Annotated in this window: 25 protein-coding genes; all 25 read right to left on the bottom strand. The window is 42.4% G+C overall.

Annotated features, from left to right (window positions below):
* Positions 1–19: 19 nt before the first annotated feature.
* The 25 genes from rplF to rpoB all read right to left on the bottom strand — a co-directional run bounded on the left by rplF (position 20) and on the right by rpoB (position 21,083).
* Complete coding sequence (gene rplF, locus ACLGGR_RS18375; protein WP_142946780.1) at positions 20–556, bottom strand: 50S ribosomal protein L6; 537 nt, start codon at positions 554–556, stop codon at positions 20–22.
* Positions 557–587: 31 nt separating this feature from the next.
* Positions 588–986 carry a 30S ribosomal protein S8 gene (gene rpsH, locus ACLGGR_RS18370; protein WP_007496327.1) on the bottom strand — a complete coding sequence of 133 codons (399 nt, stop codon included), beginning with the start codon at positions 984–986 and terminating at the stop codon, positions 588–590.
* A 31-nt stretch (positions 987–1,017) separates the two neighbouring features.
* Positions 1,018–1,203: a 30S ribosomal protein S14 gene (rpsN, locus tag ACLGGR_RS18365; RefSeq protein WP_008356542.1), complete on the bottom strand. Its 186-nt coding sequence runs from the start codon at positions 1,201–1,203 to the stop codon at positions 1,018–1,020.
* A gap of 22 nt (positions 1,204–1,225) precedes the next feature.
* Complete coding sequence (rplE, locus tag ACLGGR_RS18360) at positions 1,226–1,765, bottom strand: 50S ribosomal protein L5 (RefSeq protein WP_003217159.1); 540 nt, start codon at positions 1,763–1,765, stop codon at positions 1,226–1,228.
* A gap of 25 nt (positions 1,766–1,790) precedes the next feature.
* On the bottom strand, positions 1,791–2,102 hold the full coding sequence (gene rplX / locus ACLGGR_RS18355; protein ID WP_008356538.1) for a 50S ribosomal protein L24: 312 nt from the start codon (positions 2,100–2,102) through the stop codon (positions 1,791–1,793).
* Between the two features lie 35 nt (positions 2,103–2,137).
* On the bottom strand, positions 2,138–2,506 hold the full coding sequence (gene rplN, locus ACLGGR_RS18350; RefSeq protein ID WP_003216882.1) for a 50S ribosomal protein L14: 369 nt from the start codon (positions 2,504–2,506) through the stop codon (positions 2,138–2,140).
* A gap of 39 nt (positions 2,507–2,545) precedes the next feature.
* Positions 2,546–2,809, bottom strand: a complete 264-nt coding sequence (rpsQ, locus tag ACLGGR_RS18345; protein ID WP_012008705.1) for a 30S ribosomal protein S17 — start codon at positions 2,807–2,809, stop codon at positions 2,546–2,548.
* A gap of 25 nt (positions 2,810–2,834) precedes the next feature.
* Positions 2,835–3,035, bottom strand: a complete 201-nt coding sequence (gene rpmC, locus ACLGGR_RS18340; RefSeq protein ID WP_003217155.1) for a 50S ribosomal protein L29 — start codon at positions 3,033–3,035, stop codon at positions 2,835–2,837.
* Entirely contained in the window at positions 3,025–3,459 is a 435-nt protein-coding gene (rplP, locus tag ACLGGR_RS18335) for a 50S ribosomal protein L16 (protein ID WP_003156478.1), read from the bottom strand. Before rplP ends, rpmC begins: the two co-directional genes overlap by 11 nt.
* A gap of 1 nt (position 3,460) precedes the next feature.
* Positions 3,461–4,117, bottom strand: a complete 657-nt coding sequence (gene rpsC / locus ACLGGR_RS18330; protein WP_003217241.1) for a 30S ribosomal protein S3 — start codon at positions 4,115–4,117, stop codon at positions 3,461–3,463.
* A 3-nt stretch (positions 4,118–4,120) separates the two neighbouring features.
* Positions 4,121–4,462, bottom strand: a complete 342-nt coding sequence (rplV, locus tag ACLGGR_RS18325; protein WP_007496316.1) for a 50S ribosomal protein L22 — start codon at positions 4,460–4,462, stop codon at positions 4,121–4,123.
* Between the two features lie 17 nt (positions 4,463–4,479).
* On the bottom strand, positions 4,480–4,758 hold the full coding sequence (rpsS, locus tag ACLGGR_RS18320) for a 30S ribosomal protein S19 (RefSeq protein ID WP_410973642.1): 279 nt from the start codon (positions 4,756–4,758) through the stop codon (positions 4,480–4,482).
* Positions 4,759–4,815: 57 nt separating this feature from the next.
* Positions 4,816–5,649 (bottom strand): 50S ribosomal protein L2, encoded by an 834-nt coding sequence (gene rplB / locus ACLGGR_RS18315; protein WP_024425599.1) that lies wholly within the window; start codon positions 5,647–5,649, stop codon positions 4,816–4,818.
* 28 nt (positions 5,650–5,677) lie between these two features.
* Positions 5,678–5,965, bottom strand: coding sequence for a 50S ribosomal protein L23 (gene rplW / locus ACLGGR_RS18310; RefSeq protein WP_142946781.1), 288 nt, complete (start codon positions 5,963–5,965; stop codon positions 5,678–5,680).
* Complete coding sequence (gene rplD / locus ACLGGR_RS18305) at positions 5,965–6,588, bottom strand: 50S ribosomal protein L4 (RefSeq protein WP_007496312.1); 624 nt, start codon at positions 6,586–6,588, stop codon at positions 5,965–5,967. Before rplD ends, rplW begins: the two co-directional genes overlap by 1 nt.
* 27 nt (positions 6,589–6,615) lie before the next feature.
* Positions 6,616–7,245, bottom strand: coding sequence for a 50S ribosomal protein L3 (gene rplC / locus ACLGGR_RS18300; RefSeq protein WP_024425597.1), 630 nt, complete (start codon positions 7,243–7,245; stop codon positions 6,616–6,618).
* A gap of 37 nt (positions 7,246–7,282) precedes the next feature.
* On the bottom strand, positions 7,283–7,591 hold the full coding sequence (rpsJ, locus tag ACLGGR_RS18295) for a 30S ribosomal protein S10 (protein WP_003156464.1): 309 nt from the start codon (positions 7,589–7,591) through the stop codon (positions 7,283–7,285).
* 218 nt (positions 7,592–7,809) lie between these two features.
* The gene (locus ACLGGR_RS18290; protein WP_410973641.1) at positions 7,810–8,769 is read right to left on the bottom strand and encodes an alpha/beta fold hydrolase; all 960 of its coding nucleotides are present in this window, start codon (positions 8,767–8,769) and stop codon (positions 7,810–7,812) included.
* 109 nt (positions 8,770–8,878) lie between these two features.
* Positions 8,879–10,069, bottom strand: coding sequence for an elongation factor Tu (gene tuf, locus ACLGGR_RS18285; RefSeq protein ID WP_142946783.1), 1,191 nt, complete (start codon positions 10,067–10,069; stop codon positions 8,879–8,881).
* Positions 10,070–10,187: 118 nt separating this feature from the next.
* A complete protein-coding gene (gene fusA / locus ACLGGR_RS18280; protein WP_048240166.1) occupies positions 10,188–12,266 on the bottom strand; it encodes an elongation factor G in 2,079 nt (692 codons plus the stop codon).
* 54 nt (positions 12,267–12,320) lie between these two features.
* On the bottom strand, positions 12,321–12,791 hold the full coding sequence (gene rpsG, locus ACLGGR_RS18275; RefSeq protein WP_003216884.1) for a 30S ribosomal protein S7: 471 nt from the start codon (positions 12,789–12,791) through the stop codon (positions 12,321–12,323).
* A 122-nt stretch (positions 12,792–12,913) separates the two neighbouring features.
* The gene (gene rpsL, locus ACLGGR_RS18270; RefSeq protein WP_003216962.1) at positions 12,914–13,333 is read right to left on the bottom strand and encodes a 30S ribosomal protein S12; all 420 of its coding nucleotides are present in this window, start codon (positions 13,331–13,333) and stop codon (positions 12,914–12,916) included.
* A 113-nt stretch (positions 13,334–13,446) separates the two neighbouring features.
* Positions 13,447–13,695: a 50S ribosomal protein L7ae-like protein gene (locus ACLGGR_RS18265; RefSeq protein ID WP_024425593.1), complete on the bottom strand. Its 249-nt coding sequence runs from the start codon at positions 13,693–13,695 to the stop codon at positions 13,447–13,449.
* Positions 13,696–13,840: 145 nt separating this feature from the next.
* Positions 13,841–17,440, bottom strand: coding sequence for a DNA-directed RNA polymerase subunit beta' (rpoC, locus tag ACLGGR_RS18260; protein ID WP_410973640.1), 3,600 nt, complete (start codon positions 17,438–17,440; stop codon positions 13,841–13,843).
* Between the two features lie 61 nt (positions 17,441–17,501).
* A complete protein-coding gene (gene rpoB, locus ACLGGR_RS18255) occupies positions 17,502–21,083 on the bottom strand; it encodes a DNA-directed RNA polymerase subunit beta (protein ID WP_007496297.1) in 3,582 nt (1,193 codons plus the stop codon).
* Positions 21,084–21,245: the final 162 nt, after the last annotated feature.

Raw genomic sequence — 21,245 nt, 5'->3', positions numbered from 1 at the left:
TTCTTCACATTAAGCGATCTTACTTACCAGTTTTTCCTTCTTTACGGCGAACAAATTCACCTTCGTAACGAATTCCTTTACCTTTGTAAGGCTCTGGAGCACGGACAGCGCGGATGTTAGAAGCTAGAGCTCCTACACGCTCTTTATCGATACCTTTAATGACTACTTTCGTTTGAGATGGAACTTCGATTTCAACTCCAGCCTCAGGAACGATTTCAACTGGATGAGAGTATCCAACGTTAAGAACAAGTTTGTTTCCAGATTTAGCTGCACGGTAACCGACACCGATAAGTTCTAAACCTCTTTCGAAACCTTTAGATACACCTTCAACCATGTTTGCAATCAAGCTACGTGTTGTACCATGTAATGCACGGTGTTCTTTATTTTCAGACGGACGGCTTACAGTTAAGACGTTGTCCTCAATTTTAATTTCCATATCAGGGTGAAATGCACGAGTTAGTTCACCTTTTGGTCCCTTTACTGTCACTGTGTTATCGTTGTTTGTCACAGTAACTCCTGAAGGGATCTCGATTAGTTTTTTACCTATACGAGACATACCAAGCACCTCCATTCATCTTAAACTTTTTTTACCATACGTAAGCAAGTACTTCTCCACCAGCTTGTTTAGCACGGGCTTCTTTGTCCGATAAAACACCTTGTGATGTAGAAATAATTGCGATTCCAAGTCCGTTAAGTACACGTGGTACTTCATTTGATTTCGCATATACGCGTAAACCAGGTTTACTGATTCTTTTAAGACCAGTGATAACACGTTCGTTGTTTTGGCCGTATTTAAGGAACAAACGGATAATTCCTTGTTTGCTGTCTTCGACGTACTCAACGTCACGGATAAAACCTTCACGCTTTAAGATTTCAGCAATTTCTCTTTTGATTTTTGAAGCCGGTACTTCTAGCTTCTCATGACGTACCATGTTCGCATTGCGAATACGAGTCAGCAAATCTGCAATCGGATCTGTCATAACCATTATTTAATAACCTCCTTCCCATTTATGGGGATTACCAGCTGGCTTTTTTAACGCCAGGAATTTGTCCTTTATATGCAAGTTCGCGGAAACAAATACGGCAAAGTTTAAACTTACGAATAACTGAATGTGGACGACCACATCGTTCGCAGCGCGTATACTCTTGAACTTTAAACTTTTGTTTGCGTTGTTGTTTCGCAATCATAGACTTTTTAGCCACGATTTCGCCTCCCTTTCATTGATTATTTCTGGAACGGCATACCTACTTGAGTTAATAACTCACGTGCTTCTTCGTCCGTATTGGCAGTAGTAACGATAACGATATCCATACCGCGGACCTTTGTTACTTTATCGTAATCAATTTCTGGGAAGATTAACTGTTCTTTAATACCAAGCGTGTAGTTTCCACGACCGTCGAAAGATTTCTTAGAAATCCCGCGGAAGTCACGTACACGTGGTAAAGACACAGAAATAAGTTTATCAAGGAAATCATACATGCGCTCTCCGCGAAGTGTTACTTTCGCACCGATTGGCATTCCTTCACGTAGACGGAATCCAGCAATAGACTTCTTCGCACGAGTAACGACAGGTTTTTGACCAGCGATAAACGTTAATTCTTCAACAGCAGTATCGATTGCTTTAGCGTTTTGAACGGCGTCACCAACACCCATGTTGATCACGATTTTTTCGATTTTTGGCACTTGCATTACTGATTTGTATTCAAACTTAGAAACTAATGCAGGTGTAATTTCTTTTACATACTTTTCTTTAAGGCGGTTCATGAGAAAGACCTCCCTTCCTTATTTACTATTTATCTAGAACTTGCCCAGATTTTTTCGCTACACGGACTTTCTTTCCGTCCTCAACTTTATACCCAACACGTGTCACTTCACCTGTTTTAGGATCAAGCGGCATAACGTTTGATACGTGGATCGGCGCTTCTTGTTCAGAAATTCCGCCTTGAGGGTTAGCTTGGGTTGGTTTAGAGTGTTTTTTCACAAGGTTAATACCTTCTACTAAAACACGTTCCTTTTTAGGGAAAGCAGCAAGGATGACACCTTGTTTACCTTTATCTTTACCAGAGATAACCACTACTTTATCGCCCTTTTTAACATGCATTTAATCGCACCTCCTTGAGTCGCGGATTGTATTCATTAAAGTACTTCTGGTGCTAGAGAAACAATTTTCATATAGTTGTTTTCACGAAGTTCACGTGCTACTGGTCCGAAGATACGAGTTCCACGTGGGCTCTTGTCGTCACGGATGATGACACAAGCATTTTCGTCGAAACTGATGTAAGATCCATCGTTTCTGCGAGCTCCGCTCTTAGTACGAACGATAACTGCTTTCACAACTTCACCTTTTTTGACAACGCCTCCAGGTGTTGCTTGTTTAACCGTACAAACAATGACATCACCGATGTTAGCCGTCTTACGTCCAGAGCCACCAAGAACTTTAATCGTTAGTACTTCGCGTGCGCCAGAGTTGTCAGCTACTTTTAAACGAGTCTCCTGTTGAATCATTAATGTTACCTCCTTTCGGAAAAAGAAATCCGAACTTTATTAGATAATAACAGCTTCTTCGACAACTTCAACTAGACGAAAGCGTTTAGTCGCAGATAAAGGACGAGTTTCCATGACCTTTACGATGTCTCCGATTTTTGCTTGGTTGTTTTCATCATGTGCTTTTAACTTTTTAGAGTATCTTACACGTTTTCCATAAAGTGAATGCTTTTTGTATGTTTCAACTACAACAGTGATGGTTTTATCCATTTTGTCAGAAACAACACGACCTTGATACACTTTACGTTGGTTACGTTCGCTCATGTTTGCGGGGCCTCCCCTCTAATTATTATTTATTAGCAGCGATTTCTCTTTGACGAATCACAGTTTTCATGCGTGCGATTGATTTACGCACTTCACGAATGCGAGCAGTATTTTCAAGCTGCCCAGTCGCTAATTGGAAACGAAGATTGAAAAGTTCTTCTTTAAGAGACTTTACTTTTTGTTCAATTTCAGCAGTGGTAAGGTCACGAATTTCATTAGCTTTCATTTGATTCACCACCAATTTCTTCACGTTTTACGAACTTCGTTTTAATTGGCAATTTGTGAGATGCAAGACGAAGAGCTTCACGAGCAACTTCTTCAGATACACCAGAAATTTCAAATAAAACTTTGCCCGGTTTTACTACAGCTACCCATCCTTCTGGAGCACCTTTACCGGAACCCATGCGGACCTCTAGAGGTTTAGCTGTGTATGGCTTAGAAGGGAAAATTTTAATCCAAACTTTACCGCCACGTTTCATGTAACGAGTCATAGCAATACGAGCAGCTTCGATTTGACGGTTTGTGATCCAAGAAGCTTCAAGAGCTTGGATACCGTACTCACCGAAATGTACTTCAGTACCGCCTTTTGCACGACCACGCATTTTTCCACGATGTTCTCTGCGATACTTCACGCGTTTTGGCAATAACATATTATTTTCCTCCTTCCGCAGTATTCTTCTTAGTTGGAAGGACTTCTCCACGATAGATCCATACTTTTACGCCAAGCTTACCATAAGTAGTGTCAGCTTCAGCAGTAGCATAGTCGATGTCAGCACGAAGTGTGTGCAATGGAACAGTACCTTCACTGTAATATTCAGAACGAGCAATATCTGCACCGCCAAGACGACCAGAAACCATTGTTTTGATTCCTTGTGCTCCAGCACGCATTGTGCGTTGGATTGTTTGTTTTTGTGCACGACGGAATGAAATACGATTTTCAAGTTGACGAGCGATGTTTTCAGCAACTAGCTGAGCATCAAGATCTGCTCTCTTGATTTCAAGAATGTTGATGTGTACACGTTTGCCAGTTAGGCTGTTAAGAGCTTTACGAAGTGCTTCAACTTCAGATCCGCCTTTACCAATTACCATACCTGGTTTAGCCGTGTGGATTGTGATATTTACGCGGTTTGCAGCACGTTCGATTTCTACTTTAGAAACAGACGCGTCAGACAAACGCTTGCTGATGAATTCACGGATTTTCAAGTCTTCATGTAAGAAGTCAGCGTAATCTTTTCCTGCGAACCATTTAGATTCCCAATCACGAATGACGCCAATACGAAGACCTACTGGATTTACCTTTTGACCCACGGATTATCCCTCCTTCTTTTCTGATACAACGATTGTAATGTGGCTAGTACGTTTGTTAATTGCGCTCGCACGACCCATAGCACGTGGACGGAATCTCTTAAGTGTTGGACCTTCGTCAACGAATGCTTGAGTAATCACTAGGCTGTTAGCGTCCAACTCGTAGTTGTGCTCAGCGTTTGCGATAGCAGATTTTAATACTTTTTCAATAATTGGTGAAGCAGCCTTAGGTGTAAGGTTTAAGATAGAAACTGCTTCTCCTACTTGCTTACCTCGGATCAGGTCCATTACTAGACGTGCTTTACGAGGAGCAATACGGACTGTTCTTGCGACAGCTTTAGCTTGCATTTAAAAGCCTCCTCTCATTAGCGTCTTGTTTTTTTATCGTCACTAGCATGACCTTTGTAAGTACGGCTTGGTGCGAATTCGCCCAATTTGTGACCTACCATATCTTCAGAAATGAAAACAGGTACATGTTTGCGTCCGTCATAGACAGCGATTGTGTGACCGATGAATTGTGGGAAAATTGTAGAACGACGAGACCAAGTTTTTACGACTTGCTTTTTGTCAGTTTCTTTCAATTTCTCGACTTTAGCCATCAAATGATCATCAACAAATGGTCCTTTTTTTAAGCTGCGAGCCATTGTGGAACCTCCCTTCGTGATTGAACTACGGTCCTAAATGAACCGTAGACAACCCCGTTACTTGTTTTTACGACGACGTACAATGAATTTATCAGACTTGTTGGTTTTCTTACGAGTCTTGAATCCAAGAGTCGGTTTACCCCATGGAGACATTGGTGATTTACGTCCGATTGGAGCGCGTCCTTCACCACCACCGTGTGGGTGATCGTTAGGGTTCATTACAGAACCACGAACTGTTGGGCGTACGCCTTTCCAGCGAGAACGTCCAGCTTTACCGATGTTAATTAATTCGTGTTGCTCGTTTCCAACTTGACCGATAGTCGCACGGCAAGCAGAAAGAATCATGCGAACTTCTCCTGAGTTCAAACGTACAAGAACGTATTTACCTTCTTTACCAAGAACTTGAGCAGAAGTACCAGCAGAACGAACTAATTGTCCACCTTTACCTGGTTTTAATTCAATGTTATGCACAACTGTACCAACTGGGATGTTGATAAGTGGAAGAGCATTACCTGGTTTGATGTCAGCTTCTGGTCCAGAAGTAACTTCAGTACCAACTTGGATTCCTTTCGGAGCAAGAATGTAACGTTTCTCACCATCTGCATAGTTTACAAGAGCGATGTTCGCTGAACGGTTTGGATCATACTCGATTGTAGCAACGCGTCCAGGTATACCGTCTTTATCACGCTTAAAGTCGATGATACGGTATTGACGTTTGTGACCGCCACCTTGATGACGAACAGTCAATCTACCTTGGTTGTTACGTCCGCCTTTTTTGTGTAGCGGTGCAAGCAACGATTTTTCTGGTTTGTCAGTCGTGATTTCAGCAAAATCTGAAGTAGTCATGCCACGACGACCATTACTGGTTGGTTTATACTTTTTAATCGCCATTTTGAATTTCCCTCCTTCTTTTTAAGATTTACGCTTCAAAAATTTCGATTTCTTTGCTGTCAGCAGTTAATTTCACGATCGCTTTTCTGCGACGGCTAGTCATACCAGTGTAGCGTCCAACGCGTTTAGATTTCCCTTTGTAGTTTTGAACGTTGACTTTCTCAACTTTCACTCCAAAGATAGTTTCAACAGCGTCTTTCACTTCTGTTTTGTTAGCTCTGACATCAACTTCGAACGTGTACTTCTTCTCTGTCATTAGATCAGCAGAACGTTCAGTAATGATAGGGCGCTTTAGAACATCACGAGGATCTTTCATTATGCAAGTCCCTCCTCTACTTTTTCAACCGCTGCTTTAGTGATCAGAAGTTTGTCGTGGTTGACAACGTCAAGAACGTTGATACCGTTAGCTTCAACAACTGTTACTCCAGGGATGTTACGAGCAGATAAAGCAACTGTTTCGTTTGCATCCGCAGTGACGATCAACGCTTTCTTCTCAACAGATAATCCTTTAAGGATGCCTGCGAATTCTTTCGTTTTCACTGCATCAAGAGTCAGATCTTCAAGAACGATGATGTTGTTGTCGATTACTTTAGAAGACAATACTGACTTGATAGCCAAGCGGCGAACTTTTTTAGGTAATTTATAAGAATAGCTGCGTGGTGTTGGACCGAATACGATACCGCCTCCGCGCCATTGTGGTGAACGGATAGAACCTTGACGAGCACGACCTGTACCCTTCTGTCTCCAAGGTTTACGACCTCCGCCACGTACTTCAGAACGAGTTTTCACTTTGTGAGTTCCTTGACGTAAGGAAGCTCTTTGCATAAGAATAGCATCGAATACTACGCTTTCGTTTGGCTCAATTCCAAACACAGAAGCGTTTAATTCGATTTCACCGTTAGTAGAACCGTTTTGGTTAAATAATGCTACTTTTGGCATGACTTGTTTCCTCCTTTCCTAAGAGAGTTATTTAGATTTAACTGCACTCTTTACAGTTACTAGAGATTTTTTAGCTCCTGGTACGTTTCCTTTGATCAATAGAAGATTGCGTTCTGCATCAACTTTAACGATCTCAAGGTTTTGGACAGTGATTTGCTCTCCGCCCATACGACCTGGAAGAAGTTTACCTTTGAATACACGGTTTGGATCAACAGGTCCCATTGAACCAGGACGACGATGGTAACGTGAACCGTGAGTCATTGGTCCGCGTGATTGTCCGTGGCGTTTGATAGCCCCTTGGAATCCTTTACCTTTTGATGTTCCTGTTACATCTACGATATCTCCATTTGCGAAAATATCAACTTTGACTTCCTGACCAACTTCATACGCATCTAACTCCGCACCGCGTAATTCTTTTACGAAGCGCTTAGGAGCAGTTTCCGCTTTAGCAACGTGGCCTTTCTCTGGTTTGTTAGAAAGCTTTTCACGTTTGTCATCAAAACCGATTTGGATTGCTTCATAGCCATCCGTGTCAACAGTCTTCTTTTGAAGAACAACGTTAGCAGCAGCCTCAACAACAGTTACAGGGATAAGATCACCGTTTTCTGCGAATACTTGCGTCATACCAATTTTTCTACCTAAGATTCCTTTGGTCATTAGTCACACCTCCTATAATATGTGTTTTCTATTTGAATTAAAGTTTGATTTCGATATCTACACCAGATGGTAAATCTAAACGCATAAGTGCATCAACTGTTTGTGGAGTTGGATTCACGATGTCGATTAGACGTTTGTGAGTACGCATCTCGAATTGCTCACGAGAATCTTTGTACTTATGCACCGCACGAAGGATTGTGTAAACTGATTTTTCAGTTGGAAGCGGGATTGGACCAGATACACTAGCACCAGAACGCTTAGCCGTTTCAACAATCTTCTCAGCAGATTGATCAAGAATTCTATGATCATATGCTTTTAAACGAATACGAATTTTTTGTTTTGCCATTATTTTCCCTCCTTTTCGCCTACTTACGTTAGACAGTTCTCCGTGAGAAAAACCTGATCACCTCGCCATGGCAAAGCGGCCGGGTGTGTCAGCAACCTCTCACTTCATCGCAGTCAAAGACCAACATGCACTATTGTACCAAATTGGCCTGCGTGTTGCAATAATAAATCGGATAAATTTATGATTTGCACACTTTTCATATTATACAGGGATTCAGCCTATAAATCAAGCTTTCCTTGAAGATGATGTATAGCAGTCTTTCTTATGATGCGTATAAATTCATCTGGCTCTTCGATATGCGGGGAATGCGCAGATTCTTTAAAGGTAAACCATTCTTTGAGTGGAGCTTGTAATTGATCAACATATGGTTTTGATACAGCAGCTGGTGTAATCATGTCGTGGTCGCCAATGAGAAAGTAGCACGGTATTAATATAGTAGAAACTCGGTATTGAATACTCTCATTCATTAGCTGATCCCATAGCTTGTCTTGACTAAACTTCTGCCCTTTCATGAACTTCCATTTATCTTTCAGCTGATATTGCTTACTAAAAAGAAACCCTTTTAGCATTTGAAAAACGGGCTTCCATCTATGTGTGAGACCCACGCTTGCGAATTCTTTATATAGTGAAAACAAGGCATGAGCTGATGTCCGTTTCCATGGAGGAGGAGTCAGTAATCGCAGACACCCAGTAAACAGCCGATTGCGATGGTATTTCTTCAAAAGGAGCTCGTACGATACGATATCTTCCTTTAACACATCTACTACCTGACTAATCCCATAATAAGCATAATATAGATCTGGACGCTTATGTACTGCTTGTATGGCAATTAATGATCCCCACGAGTATCCCGCAATATACAATTTTGAATGACCTAAATAAGATAGGATCTTCTCAGTCAGTTCAATCGTGTCTTCAATAAATTGCTGAATGGTCATCGATCCATCGGGAAGATTCTCTTGATAAGAAAGTCCTGCGCCTCGCTGATCCCAATGCACAACTGTAAAGTCCTGATCAAGTTCCTCGTGAAAGGAATCAATATAACTGATTTGAGCCGAGCCGGGCCCGCCGTGTAAAAATAAAAGTACAGGCTTCGATTCACTCGCCTGATCTTCTTTCATCATAATCCATTGGTCAACCCCGCCGATCAACCATTTTTTCAAATATGTCTTTGCCATTCCAGCGATCCTCTCGGTTCCATTTAGATTCTATAGCTTATAGTAGCCGTTCTGATCTGGAAAAGCAAAAAAAGAGACCCTTTTGCAAGGAGTCTCTTTTGTATGTTTATTACTTAATGATAGTTGAAACGACGCCAGAACCTACAGTACGTCCACCCTCACGGATAGAGAAACGAGTTCCTTCTTCGATAGCGATAGTAGAGATAAGTTCAACTTCCATCTCAGTGTTATCGCCAGGCATTACCATTTCAGTACCTTCTGGAAGATGTACGATACCAGTTACGTCAGTTGTACGGAAGTAGAACTGCGGACGGTAGTTAGCGAAGAATGGAGTATGACGTCCACCCTCTTCTTTAGAAAGTACATAAACTTCAGCTTTGAAACGGCTATGTGGAGTAATTGTACCTGGTTTAGCAAGTACTTGACCACGTTGGATATCTTCACGAGATACACCACGAAGTAGTGCACCGATGTTGTCACCAGCTTCAGCATAGTCAAGAAGTTTACGGAACATTTCAACACCTGTAACAGTTGTTTTACCGTTTTCTTCTTGAAGACCGATGATTTCAACTTCGTCACCGACTTTAACTTGTCCACGCTCAACACGACCAGTAGCAACTGTTCCACGACCAGTGATTGAGAATACGTCCTCAACTGGCATCATGAATGGCTTCTCAGTGTCACGCTCTGGAGTTGGGATGTACTCATCAACCGCATCCATAAGTTCAAAGATTTTTGCTTCGTAATCAGCATCTCCTTCAAGAGCTTTAAGAGCAGAACCTTTGATAACTGGTACATCGTCACCAGGGAAGTCATAGTCAGAAAGAAGGTCACGAACTTCCATTTCAACAAGTTCAAGTAACTCTTCATCGTCAACCATGTCACATTTGTTAAGGAATACTACGATGTATGGTACACCTACGTTACGAGAAAGTAGGATGTGCTCACGTGTTTGTGGCATTGGACCGTCAGCAGCAGATACTACTAAGATCGCGCCGTCCATTTGAGCAGCACCAGTGATCATGTTTTTAACATAGTCAGCGTGTCCTGGGCAGTCTACGTGTGCATAGTGACGAGAATCAGTTTCATACTCAACGTGTGCAGTTGAGATTGTGATTCCACGCTCGCGCTCTTCTGGAGCACCATCGATTTGGTCATAAGCCATAGCTGTACCTTTACCAGATTTCTTATGAAGAACTGTTGAGATAGCAGCAGTTAGAGTTGTTTTACCATGGTCAACGTGTCCAATTGTACCAATGTTAGCATGTGATTTGGAACGGTCGAATTTTTCTTTAGCCATTCTAAAAATCCTCCTTAAAGGTTCATTGTATTTGGTATAGAGTGATAGAAAGTGAAGAGTTACCTCTCACTTTCTGATCTTCAATAGTAGTTATACTTTAGTTTAAAGGCAAAATCAATTATTCACCTTTATTTTTTTTGATGATTTCTTCACTGATGCTCTTAGGCACTTCTTCGTAGTGATCCATGTGCATAGTGAAAGTACCGCGTCCTTGTGTGTTAGAACGGAGTGCAGTTGCATATCCGAACATTTCAGAAAGTGGAACCATAGCGCGAACAACTTGAGCGTTACCGCGAGCTTCCATACCTTCTACACGTCCACGACGAGATGTGATATCACCCATGATGTCTCCCATGTATTCTTCAGGGATAACAACTTCCACTTTCATCATTGGCTCAAGTAGAACTGGGTTACATTTGCTGACAGCATTTTTCAATGCCATAGATGCAGCAATTTTGAACGCCATTTCGTTCGAGTCAACATCGTGGTAAGATCCATCAAATAATTTTGCTTTGATGTCGATTAATGGGAATCCAGCTAATACACCATTTTCAAGTGAATCTTCAAGACCTGCTTGAATTGCTGGGATGTATTCACGAGGAACAACCCCACCGACGATTGCATTTTCAAATTCGAAGCCTGCGCCTTCTTCGTTTGGTTCGAATTCGATCCAAACGTGTCCGAACTGACCGCGTCCACCAGACTGACGTACGAATTTACCTTCAACTTTTGCACCAGAACGGAATGTTTCACGGTACGCAACTTGAGGAGCACCTACGTTAGCTTCAACCTTGAACTCACGCTTCATACGGTCAACAATGATATCAAGGTGAAGCTCACCCATACCAGAGATGATCGTTTGACCAGTTTCAGGGTTTGTTTGTGTACGGAATGTTGGATCCTCTTCAGCTAGTTTAGCTAAAGCGATACCCATTTTATCTTGGTCAGCTTTTGATTTAGGCTCGATAGCTACATCGATAACTGGCTCTGGGAATTCCATAGACTCAAGGATAACAAGATCTTTCTCGTCACAAAGAGTGTCACCAGTAGATGTATCTTTAAGACCTACAGCTGCTGCGATATCCCCTGCGTATACAGTAGAGATTTCTTCACGGCTGTTTGCGTGCATTTGAAGGATACGTCCAACACGTTCACGCTTGTTCTTAGAAGAGTTCTTCACGTATGAACCAGAATCAAGTGTTCCAGAGTATACGCGGAAGAAAGTTAGTTTCCCAACATAAGGGTCAGTCATAACTTTAAATGCAAGAGCTGCGAATGGTGCGTCATCAGTAGACTCACGAACAACCTCTTCATTTGAATCTGGCAGGATACCTTTGATTGCAGCAACATCAGTTGGTGCAGGAAGGTAGTCAAGCACAGCGTCAAGTACAAGCTGAACACCTTTGTTTTTGAAAGCAGATCCAACAAGAACTGGGTAGAATTCAACATTCAACGTTCCTTTACGGATTGCAGCTTTCAATTCAGGAATTGTGATTTCTTCACCCTCAAGGTATTTTTCCATAAGCTCTTCATCAAGCTCAGCGACAGCTTCAATTAGGCTGCTGCGAAGCTCTTCAGCTTTGTCTTTATACTCAGCAGGGATTTCTTGTGCATCAGAGCGAGTTCCAAGGTCATCTTCGTAGAAGTATGCTACGTTTTCTACAAGGTCGATGATTCCTTCGAATTGATCTTCAGCGCCGATCGGCAATTGAATTGCATGAGCGTTCGCTTGAAGACGATCTCTTAATGTGCTTACAGAGTAAAGGAAGTCCGCACCTGTTTTATCCATTTTGTTAACGAATACGATACGAGGTACTCCGTAAGTTGTTGCTTGGCGCCAAACTGTTTCAGTTTGTGGCTCTACACCTGATTGTGCATCAAGAACAGCAACCGCACCATCAAGTACACGTAAAGAACGTTCAACTTCAACAGTGAAGTCTACGTGTCCTGGTGTATCGATGATGTTTACACGGTAACCCTTCCATTGTGCTGTAGTAGCAGCAGAAGTGATTGTAATACCACGTTCTTGCTCCTGCTCCATCCAGTCCATTTGTGAAGCTCCTTCGTGAGTTTCACCAATTTTATGGATACGACCAGTGTAGTATAAGATACGCTCAGTCGTTGTCGTTTTACCGGCATCGATGTGAGCCATGATACCAATATTACGAGTTTTGTCTAAGGAGAACTCTCTTGCCATTGGGTAATTTCTCCTTCCTCATTAGGGAATAGTTTTTTTAGTTTGGTATAAATCCTACCAGCGGTAGTGAGCGAATGCTTTGTTCGCTTCTGCCATTTTGTGTGTATCTTCACGTTTCTTAACAGCAGCACCAGTGTTGTTAGCTGCGTCAAGGATTTCGTTAGCAAGACGCTCTTCCATCGTTTTTTCTCCACGAAGACGAGCATAGTTTACTAACCAGCGAAGACCTAAAGTAGTACGACGGTCTGGGCGAACTTCTACAGGAACTTGGTAGTTAGCTCCACCTACACGACGTGCTTTAACTTCAAGAACTGGCATGATGTTTTTCAAGGCTTGTTCGAAAACCTCCATCGCTTCATTACCAGTACGTTCTTTGATGATATCAAAAGACTTGTAGAGGATTGTTTGTGACTTTCCTCTTTTACCGTCGATCATCATTTTGTTGATCAAACGAGATACAAGTTTAGAATTGTAAATTGGATCTGGCAATACGTCTCTTTTTGCTACAGGACCTTTACGTGGCATCTGAATAGCCTCCCTTCTCTTTTAAAAGGATTTCTATCTGTCTCTCATCTCAAATATCATTGTCAGCTGCCTGACTCCACTGATCTGATATCAACTTCTAAAAACCCTTATGTTTGTTTGTATTATTTGCTTTGTTTAGGGCGTTTTGTTCCGTATTTAGAACGTCCTTGCATACGACCGTCAACTCCGGCAGTATCAAGCGCACCACGAACGATGTGGTAACGTACACCCGGTAAGTCTTTTACACGTCCGCCACGGATAAGTACTACACTGTGCTCTTGTAGGTTATGTCCGATACCAGGAATGTAAGCTGTTACCTCAATCAGGTTAGACAAACGTACACGAGCATATTTACGTAGTGCTGAGTTTGGTTTTTTCGGTGTCATTGTACCGACACGTGTACAAACCCCGCGCTTCTGTGGAGATGTTACGTTAGTGTGCTCTTTTTTGAAACTGTTGTATCCTTTGTTAAGTGCAGGTGACTTTGAGTTTTCAACTTTACTCACGCGTCCTTTGCGTATTAGCTGATTAATTGTAGGCATGTTGTTATTCCTCCCTTCATTACTTTTTTTATAACCCACATACCCAGGTGGTTCATCAAAAGGCAAAAAACAATGCTTTTGCATTTTATACATGCAAAAACAAAACAAGTACGCTATAACATAATGGCAACAGCTGCTGCCCCAACTTCAATTCCGCAGGCCTTGCCGAGCTTTTTCATGGAATCTACCACTAAGATGTCTACACCCTTCTCTTGCGCTAGTTTCAATACACTAGCGGTTAAAGCAGGATCAGCATCTTTCGCTACGACGACTTCCTTAACTGAATCTCGTTTCAGAGCTTTTACTGTTTGCTTCGTACCAATAATAATGGATTGAGCCTGTGATACTTTATCATAAGACATCGAATATCCTCCAAAGTAACAGGTTTTATTTTGAGCACCTTGGTTATATTATCATCATGGCAGAAGGATGTCAATATCGTATAACAGATTATCTTGACATCCTTCACCATTTTTTGATGATTTTATAGGAATCTCACGAGAAAGATTACTCTACAGGAACCATGTCGTCAGACGGCTGCACTTGCGAAACCGGCTTAACTTTACGGTAGTTTGGCATTCCCGTTCCAGCAGGAACAAGTTTACCGATGATAACATTCTCTTTCAAGCCAAGCAGTTCATCACGTTTTCCTTTGATCGCCGCATCTGTTAGGACACGAGTCGTTTCTTGGAAGGATGCCGCAGACAAGAATGAGTCTGTTTCAAGTGAAGCTTTTGTAATACCAAGAAGAACTGGACGGCCTGTTGCAGGACGTTTGCCTTCGAATAGTACTTTTTTGTTCGCTTCAGTGAATTGATGTACATCAAGAAGTGTGCCTGGTAATACGTCTGTATCCCCTGCATCAGCGACACGCACTTTACGAAGCATTTGGCGAACCATTACCTCTACGTGCTTATCTCCGATTTCTACCCCTTGCATACGGTATACTTTTTGTACTTCATGAAGCAGATATTCTTGAACAGCTGTCATGTCAGTCACTTTAAGAAGTTCTTTTGGATCGATCGAACCTTCTGTAAGTACTTGACCTCGAGTAACTGTGTCACCTTCAACAACTTTCAGACGTGCATTGTAAGGAGCTGTGTAAGAACGAGTTTCAACTTCGCCTTGAACCACAATTTCCTGCTGCTTGTCACGAACATCGTTAATTTCAGCAACGACACCATCAATTTCAGAAATTGTCGCTTGCCCTTTCGGATTACGCGCTTCAAATAGCTCTTGGATACGAGGTAGACCTTGTGTGATATCGTCTCCTGCTACCCCACCGGTGTGGAACGTACGCATTGTAAGCTGTGTTCCTGGCTCACCGATTGATTGTGCAGCGATGATTCCAACTGCTTCACCGACTTCAACGTCAGTACCAGTTGCAAGGTTACGGCCGTAGCATCGTTTACATACACCATGAGGCGTGTTACATGTAAATGCAGAACGGATCCATACTTCCTCAATTCCTGCTTCAACTACTTCAAGTGCTTTATCTTCATCAATTAGTTCGTTTTCGGCTACGATGACTTCGCCTGTTCCAGGATGAACAATTGGTTTTCTTGCAAAACGCCCGATCAGACGTTCTTCAAGTTTCTCAATAATTTCATTTCCTTCTTTAATGGACTTCGCCAAGATTCCACGGTCTGTACCGCAATCTGTTTCACGGATGATGACATCCTGTGCAACATCAACGAGACGACGCGTGAGGTAACCTGAGTCAGCTGTTTTAAGGGCTGTATCGGCAAGACCTTTACGCGCACCGTGAGTGGAAATAAAGTATTCCAATACGGTTAAACCTTCACGGAAACTAGATTTAATCGGAAGTTCAATGATACGTCCAGCCGGGTTGGCCATCAGACCACGCATACCAGCCAGCTGAGTGAAGTTAGATGCGTTACCACGCGCTCCAGAGTCACTCATCATGTAGATTGGGTTGACTTCATCAAGGGACTTCATCAGTTTACCTTGGATGACATCTTTAGAAGAACTCCAGATTGAAATAACTCTCTCATAACGCTCTTCTTCAGTAATCAAACCACGTCTGAATTGCTTCATGACGTTATCTACTTTCGCTTGTGCTTCTTCAAGGATCTTCTGCTTATCATCTAGTACGACGATATCAGACACACCAACCGTAATACCGGCTTTAGTAGAGTATCTGAAACCAAGATTTTTCATGCGGTCAAGCATTTTAGATGTCTCAGTGATATGGAATCTCTTAAAGATTTCCGCAATGATTTTCCCTAAAATACCTTTTTTGAACGGCGCATTGATTTCTTGTTTCTCGATCGCAGCTTTTACATCCTCACCTTTTTCAAGGAAGAAACGATCAGGCGTTTTTTCTTCAATATTGCTCTTTGTCGGCTCATTCATGTATGGGAATGATTCCGGTAAGATTTCGTTAAAGATCAGTTTTCCAACTGTTGTAATCAACAATTTAGAACGCTGTTCATCAGTAAATGTCACATTCTTCAACGAGCTAGCTGCAACAGCTACACGTGTATGAAGATGCACATAACCATTTTGATAAGCTAGAAGGGCTTCGTCAGTATCTTTGAAGACCATACCTTCTCCGATAGCACCTTTGCGCTCAAGTGTAAGGTAGTAGTTACCAAGCACCATATCCTGAGATGGCGTAACAACTGGTTTTCCATCTTTCGGGTTCAAAATGTTTTGAGCAGCAAGCATTAAGATACGAGCTTCAGCTTGAGCTTCAGCAGATAATGGTACGTGAACCGCCATTTGGTCACCGTCAAAGTCAGCGTTGTAGGCTGTACATACAAGTGGATGAAGACGAATTGCGCGTCCTTCCACAAGTGTAGGTTCAAACGCTTGAATACCAAGTCTGTGAAGAGTCGGTGCGCGGTTTAGTAAGACTGGATGCTCACGAATAACTGATTCTAAAACATCCCATACTTCCGGCTGCACGCGCTCAATTTTACGCTTCGCACTCTTGATGTTGTGAGCTAATCCTTTTTCAACAAGCTCCTTCATCACGAATGGTTTGAATAATTCAAGAGCCATTTCTTTCGGAAGTCCACACTGATACATTTTCAAATGTGGTCCTACGACGATAACGGAACGTCCAGAATAGTCAACACGTTTACCAAGCAAGTTTTGACGGAAACGTCCTTGTTTCCCTTTCAGCATGTGAGAAAGAGATTTCAATGGTCTATTTCCTGGTCCTGTTACTGGTCGGCCTCTACGTCCATTATCAATCAAGGCATCGACAGCTTCTTGAAGCATACGCTTCTCGTTCTGAACGATGATGCTTGGCGCGCCAAGATCTAATAAACGCTTCAGACGATTGTTACGGTTGATGACACGACGATAAAGGTCGTTCAAGTCAGAAGTAGCAAAACGTCCACCATCAAGTTGAACCATTGGACGTAATTCTGGCGGAATAACCGGAAGTACATCAAGAATCATCCAAGATGGTTTGTTTCCTGAGTTACGGAAGGCTTCTAATACTTCAAGGCGTTTGATCGCACGTGTACGGCGCTGTCCTTGAGCAGTTTTCAGCTCTTCTTTCAGTGTATCTACTTCTTTTACAAGATCGATATCTTGAAGAAGTTTGTTGATTGCTTCTGCACCCATAGCTGCTTGGAATGTATTACCGTATTTATCTAAATAAGCACGGAATTCTTTCTCAGAAAGAAGTTGTTTTTTCTCAAGCGGTGTGTTGCCCGGATCTGTCACGACGTAAGAAGCGAAGTAGATCACTTCTTCTAACGCACGTGGTGACATATCAAGAACAAGACCCATACGGCTTGGGATACCTTTGAAATACCAAATGTGGGAAACTGGGGCAGCCAGTTCGATATGCCCCATTCTCTCACGACGGACTTTTGCCCGTGTTACTTCTACACCACAACGGTCACATACAACACCCTTATACCGAACGCGTTTATACTTCCCACAATGACATTCCCAGTCTTTTTGCGGTCCGAAGATACGTTCACAAAAGAGACCATCTTTTTCAGGTTTCAGTGTACGATAGTTAATCGTTTCAGGCTTTTTCACTTCACCAAAAGACCAAGAACGGATTTTATCAGGTGATGCGAGACCGATGTTCATATACTCAAAATTGTTCACATCTAGCAAGGGGCCTACCTCCCTTTTAATCTTCGGGTTATACCCTAGTCACTTGCTCTAATCGTTTCTGCTATTCTTTTGTGACTGCGTCACGTTCAAGATCGACAGGTGCGAGGTCTGCAGCATCTTCGTCATTAGATAACGCTAATCCGTCTGCTTTCTTCGTTTCCTCATCGTCTTCTAAATCTCTCATTTCTATCTCTTCTTCATCGCCAGATAGGATTTTGACATCCATACCTAAACTTTGAAGTTCTTTGATTAACACTTTGAATGATTCAGGGACACCTGGTTCAGGTACGTTATCCCCTTTGACGATGGCTTCGTATGTTTTCACACGACCCACAACGTCATCCGATTTAACTGTTAAGATCTCTTGAAGTGTATATGCTGCACCGTAAGCTTCAAGTGCCCATACTTCCATCTCTCCGAAACGCTGACCACCAAACTGTGCTTTACCGCCAAGTGGCTGCTGCGTAACAAGTGAATATGGTCCAGTTGAACGAGCGTGAAGTTTATCGTCAACCATGTGAGCCAGTTTGATCATGTACATGATTCCGACAGATACACGGTTGTCGAATGGTTCACCAGTTCGACCGTCATAAAGGACTGTTTTCGCATCACGGGACATACCTGCTTCTTCAAGCGTTTCCCAAACATCTTCCTCGCGCGCACCATCAAATACTGGTGACGCAATGTGGATGCCAAGGTAACGTGCAGCCATACCCATATGAAGCTCAAGTACCTGACCGATGTTCATACGAGATGGTACCCCTAGAGGGTTCAACATGATATCAATCGGTGTTCCGTCTGGAAGATAAGGCATATCTTCTTCTGGAAGGATTTTAGAGATAACCCCTTTGTTACCATGTCGTCCGGCCATTTTGTCACCTTCAGAAATCTTACGCTTCTGAACGATGTATACGCGGACTAACTGGTTTACACCTGGAGGTAATTCATCTCCATCTTCACGGTTAAAGACTTTTACATCGTGGATAATTCCGCCGCCGCCGTGTGGAACACGCAGTGACGTATCACGAACTTCACGAGCCTTTTCACCGAAGATTGCATGTAATAGACGTTCTTCAGCTGTTAGTTCAGTTACACCTTTAGGCGTTACTTTTCCTACAAGAAGGTCTCCGTCTTTTACTTCTGCACCAATACGGATGATTCCGCGCTCGTCAAGGTTGCGTAAAGCATCTTCCCCAACGTTTGGAATATCACGAGTGATTTCTTCTGGTCCAAGCTTCGTATCACGAGCTTCTGATTCATATTCTTCAATATGAATAGACGTGTAGACGTCATCTTTTACAAGGCGCTCACTCATGATGATCGCATCCTCGTAGTTGTAACCGTCCCAAGTCATGAATCCGACCATAACGTTACGTCCTAGAGCCAATTCACCTTTTTCCATAGAAGGTCCGTCTGCAAGGATTTCTCCTTTAACGACTTCATCTCCAACACTTACGATAGGACGCTGGTTGTAGCAAGTCCCTTGGTTAGAGCGGACAAATTTCAGCAAGCTGTATTTGTCTAGGTTTCCTTTGACTTGTTGTCCGTCAACGTCTTCATAACGGCGAACCCAAATATTTTTTGCTTCTACACGTTCTACAACACCTGGGTAGCGGCAGATGACAGCAGCACCAGAGTCTTTACCTGATACGTACTCCATACCTGTACCAACAATCGGTGATTCTGGCTGCATCAAAGGCACAGCCTGACGCTGCATGTTCGCTCCCATTAGAGCACGGTTAGAGTCATCGTTTTCTAAGAATGGGATACATGCTGTCGCTGCAGAAACAACCTGCTTTGGCGAAACGTCCATGTAGTCAACGCGGTTTCGAGGAACAACGGTGTTTTCCCCTCTGAAACGAGCAATGATATTATCATCGATAAACGAACCATCTTCACCTAATATAGCGTTCGCTTGTGCTACTACGTAGTTATCCTCTTCATCAGCAGTTAAGTAATCGATTCTCGGTGTCACTTTACCAGTTTCAGGATCAACCCGGCGGTAAGGTGTTTCAATAAATCCGAAGCGATTCACTTTTGCAAATGAAGATAGAGAGTTGATCAAACCAATGTTTGGACCCTCTGGTGTTTCAATCGGACACATACGTCCATAGTGAGAGTAGTGAACGTCACGAACTTCCATTCCTGCACGCTCACGTGTCAAACCACCCGGTCCAAGCGCTGACAGACGACGTTTGTGCGTCAATTCAGCAAGCGGGTTTGTTTGATCCATGAACTGAGAAAGCTGAGAACTACCAAAGAACTCTTTGATAGAAGCGATCACAGGACGAATGTTGATCAGCTGCTGAGGTGTGATCGTGTTTGTGTCTTGAATTGACATTCTTTCACGAACAACACGCTCCATTCTGCTTAAACCAATACGGAATTGGTTTTGCAGAAGTTCACCTACAGAACGCAGACGACGGTTACCAAGGTGGTCGATATCATCTGTGTCACCTACACCATGAAGAAGGTTGAAGAAGTAACTGATTGATGCAATGATGTCAGAAGGCGTGATGTTTTTCACAGCTTCCTCTACATAAGCATTTCCAATCACGTTGATCACTTGCTCGCCTTCTTGATCAGTCGGTGCATAAATCTTAATAGATTGAAGTTCTACTTCATCTTCTACTACGCCACCATTAGGATAAAGCTTTCTAAATCCGATGCCGTTTTCTAAGTATGGAAGAACTTTATCAAGAACTCTTCTGTCTAAAATTTGACCTTTTTCTGCTAGAATTTCACCTGTTTCAGGATCAACTAACGTTTCAGCCAATTTTTGATTGAACAGTCTATTTTTAATATGAAGCTTCTTATTAATCTTGTAGCGTCCAACATTTGCTAAGTCATATCTCTTCGGATCGAAGAAGCGAGAGTCTAGCAAGCTTTTCGCATTTTCAACAGTTGGCGGCTCTCCAGGACGGAGGCGCTCGTAGATTTCGAGAAGTGCTTTATCTGCATTCTCTGTATTGTCTTTTTCCAGCGTATTGCGTAAGTATTCATTCTCACCAATGAGGTCAAGAATCTCTTGATCAGAGCTGAAGCCGAGAGCACGCAAAAGAACCGTAACCGGCAACTTACGTGTGCGATCGATGCGTACATAGACTACATCCTTCGCATCAGTTTCGTATTCTAACCATGCGCCACGGTTTGGAATGACAGTCGCAGTAAAACCTTTTTTACCGTTTTTGTCTACTTTACCACTGAAATATACACTTGGAGAACGCACTAACTGAGAAACGATTACACGTTCCGCACCATTAATGATAAAAGTACCTGTGTCTGTCATGATTGGGAAATCCCCCATGAACACATCTTGGTCTTTTACTTCTCCAGTTTCTTTGTTAATTAAACGAACTTTTACTCTTAGTGGAGCAGAGTAAGTTACATCACGTTCTTTTGATTCTGCTACAGGATACTTAGGATCCCCTAGGCTGTAATCAATGAATTCAAGAGAAAGGTTACCAGTAAAATCCTCAATTGGGGATATATCTTGAAACATCTCTCTAAGACCCTCATCAAGAAACCACTGATAAGAAGAGGTTTGAATTTCAATGAGATTTGGTAATTCTAACACTTCGCTTATGCGTGCGTAGCTTCTGCGCTGGCGGTGTCGTCCATACTGAACTAGTTGACCTGTCAACTGATTCACCCCTCAAATCATGCGTATTATATGTGTAAAAAGTATTTCTGTCTTTCAAATGTCAGTAAAGAAATACTTTTACAAGACAAAAGAAAAAAGGGTTTCTAAATAAGAAAACCACATCCAAAAACAAATACCGATTTTATTAGTTTTCCCAAGTAT

It is taken from the genome of Bacillus sp. BD48 (genome assembly GCF_046566805.1).
Taxonomy (GTDB): Bacteria; Bacillota; Bacilli; order Bacillales; family Bacillaceae; genus Bacillus; species Bacillus safensis.
The sequence above is the reverse complement of the archived record's forward strand: the minus strand, read 5'-3'. Positions and strand labels throughout refer to the sequence as shown.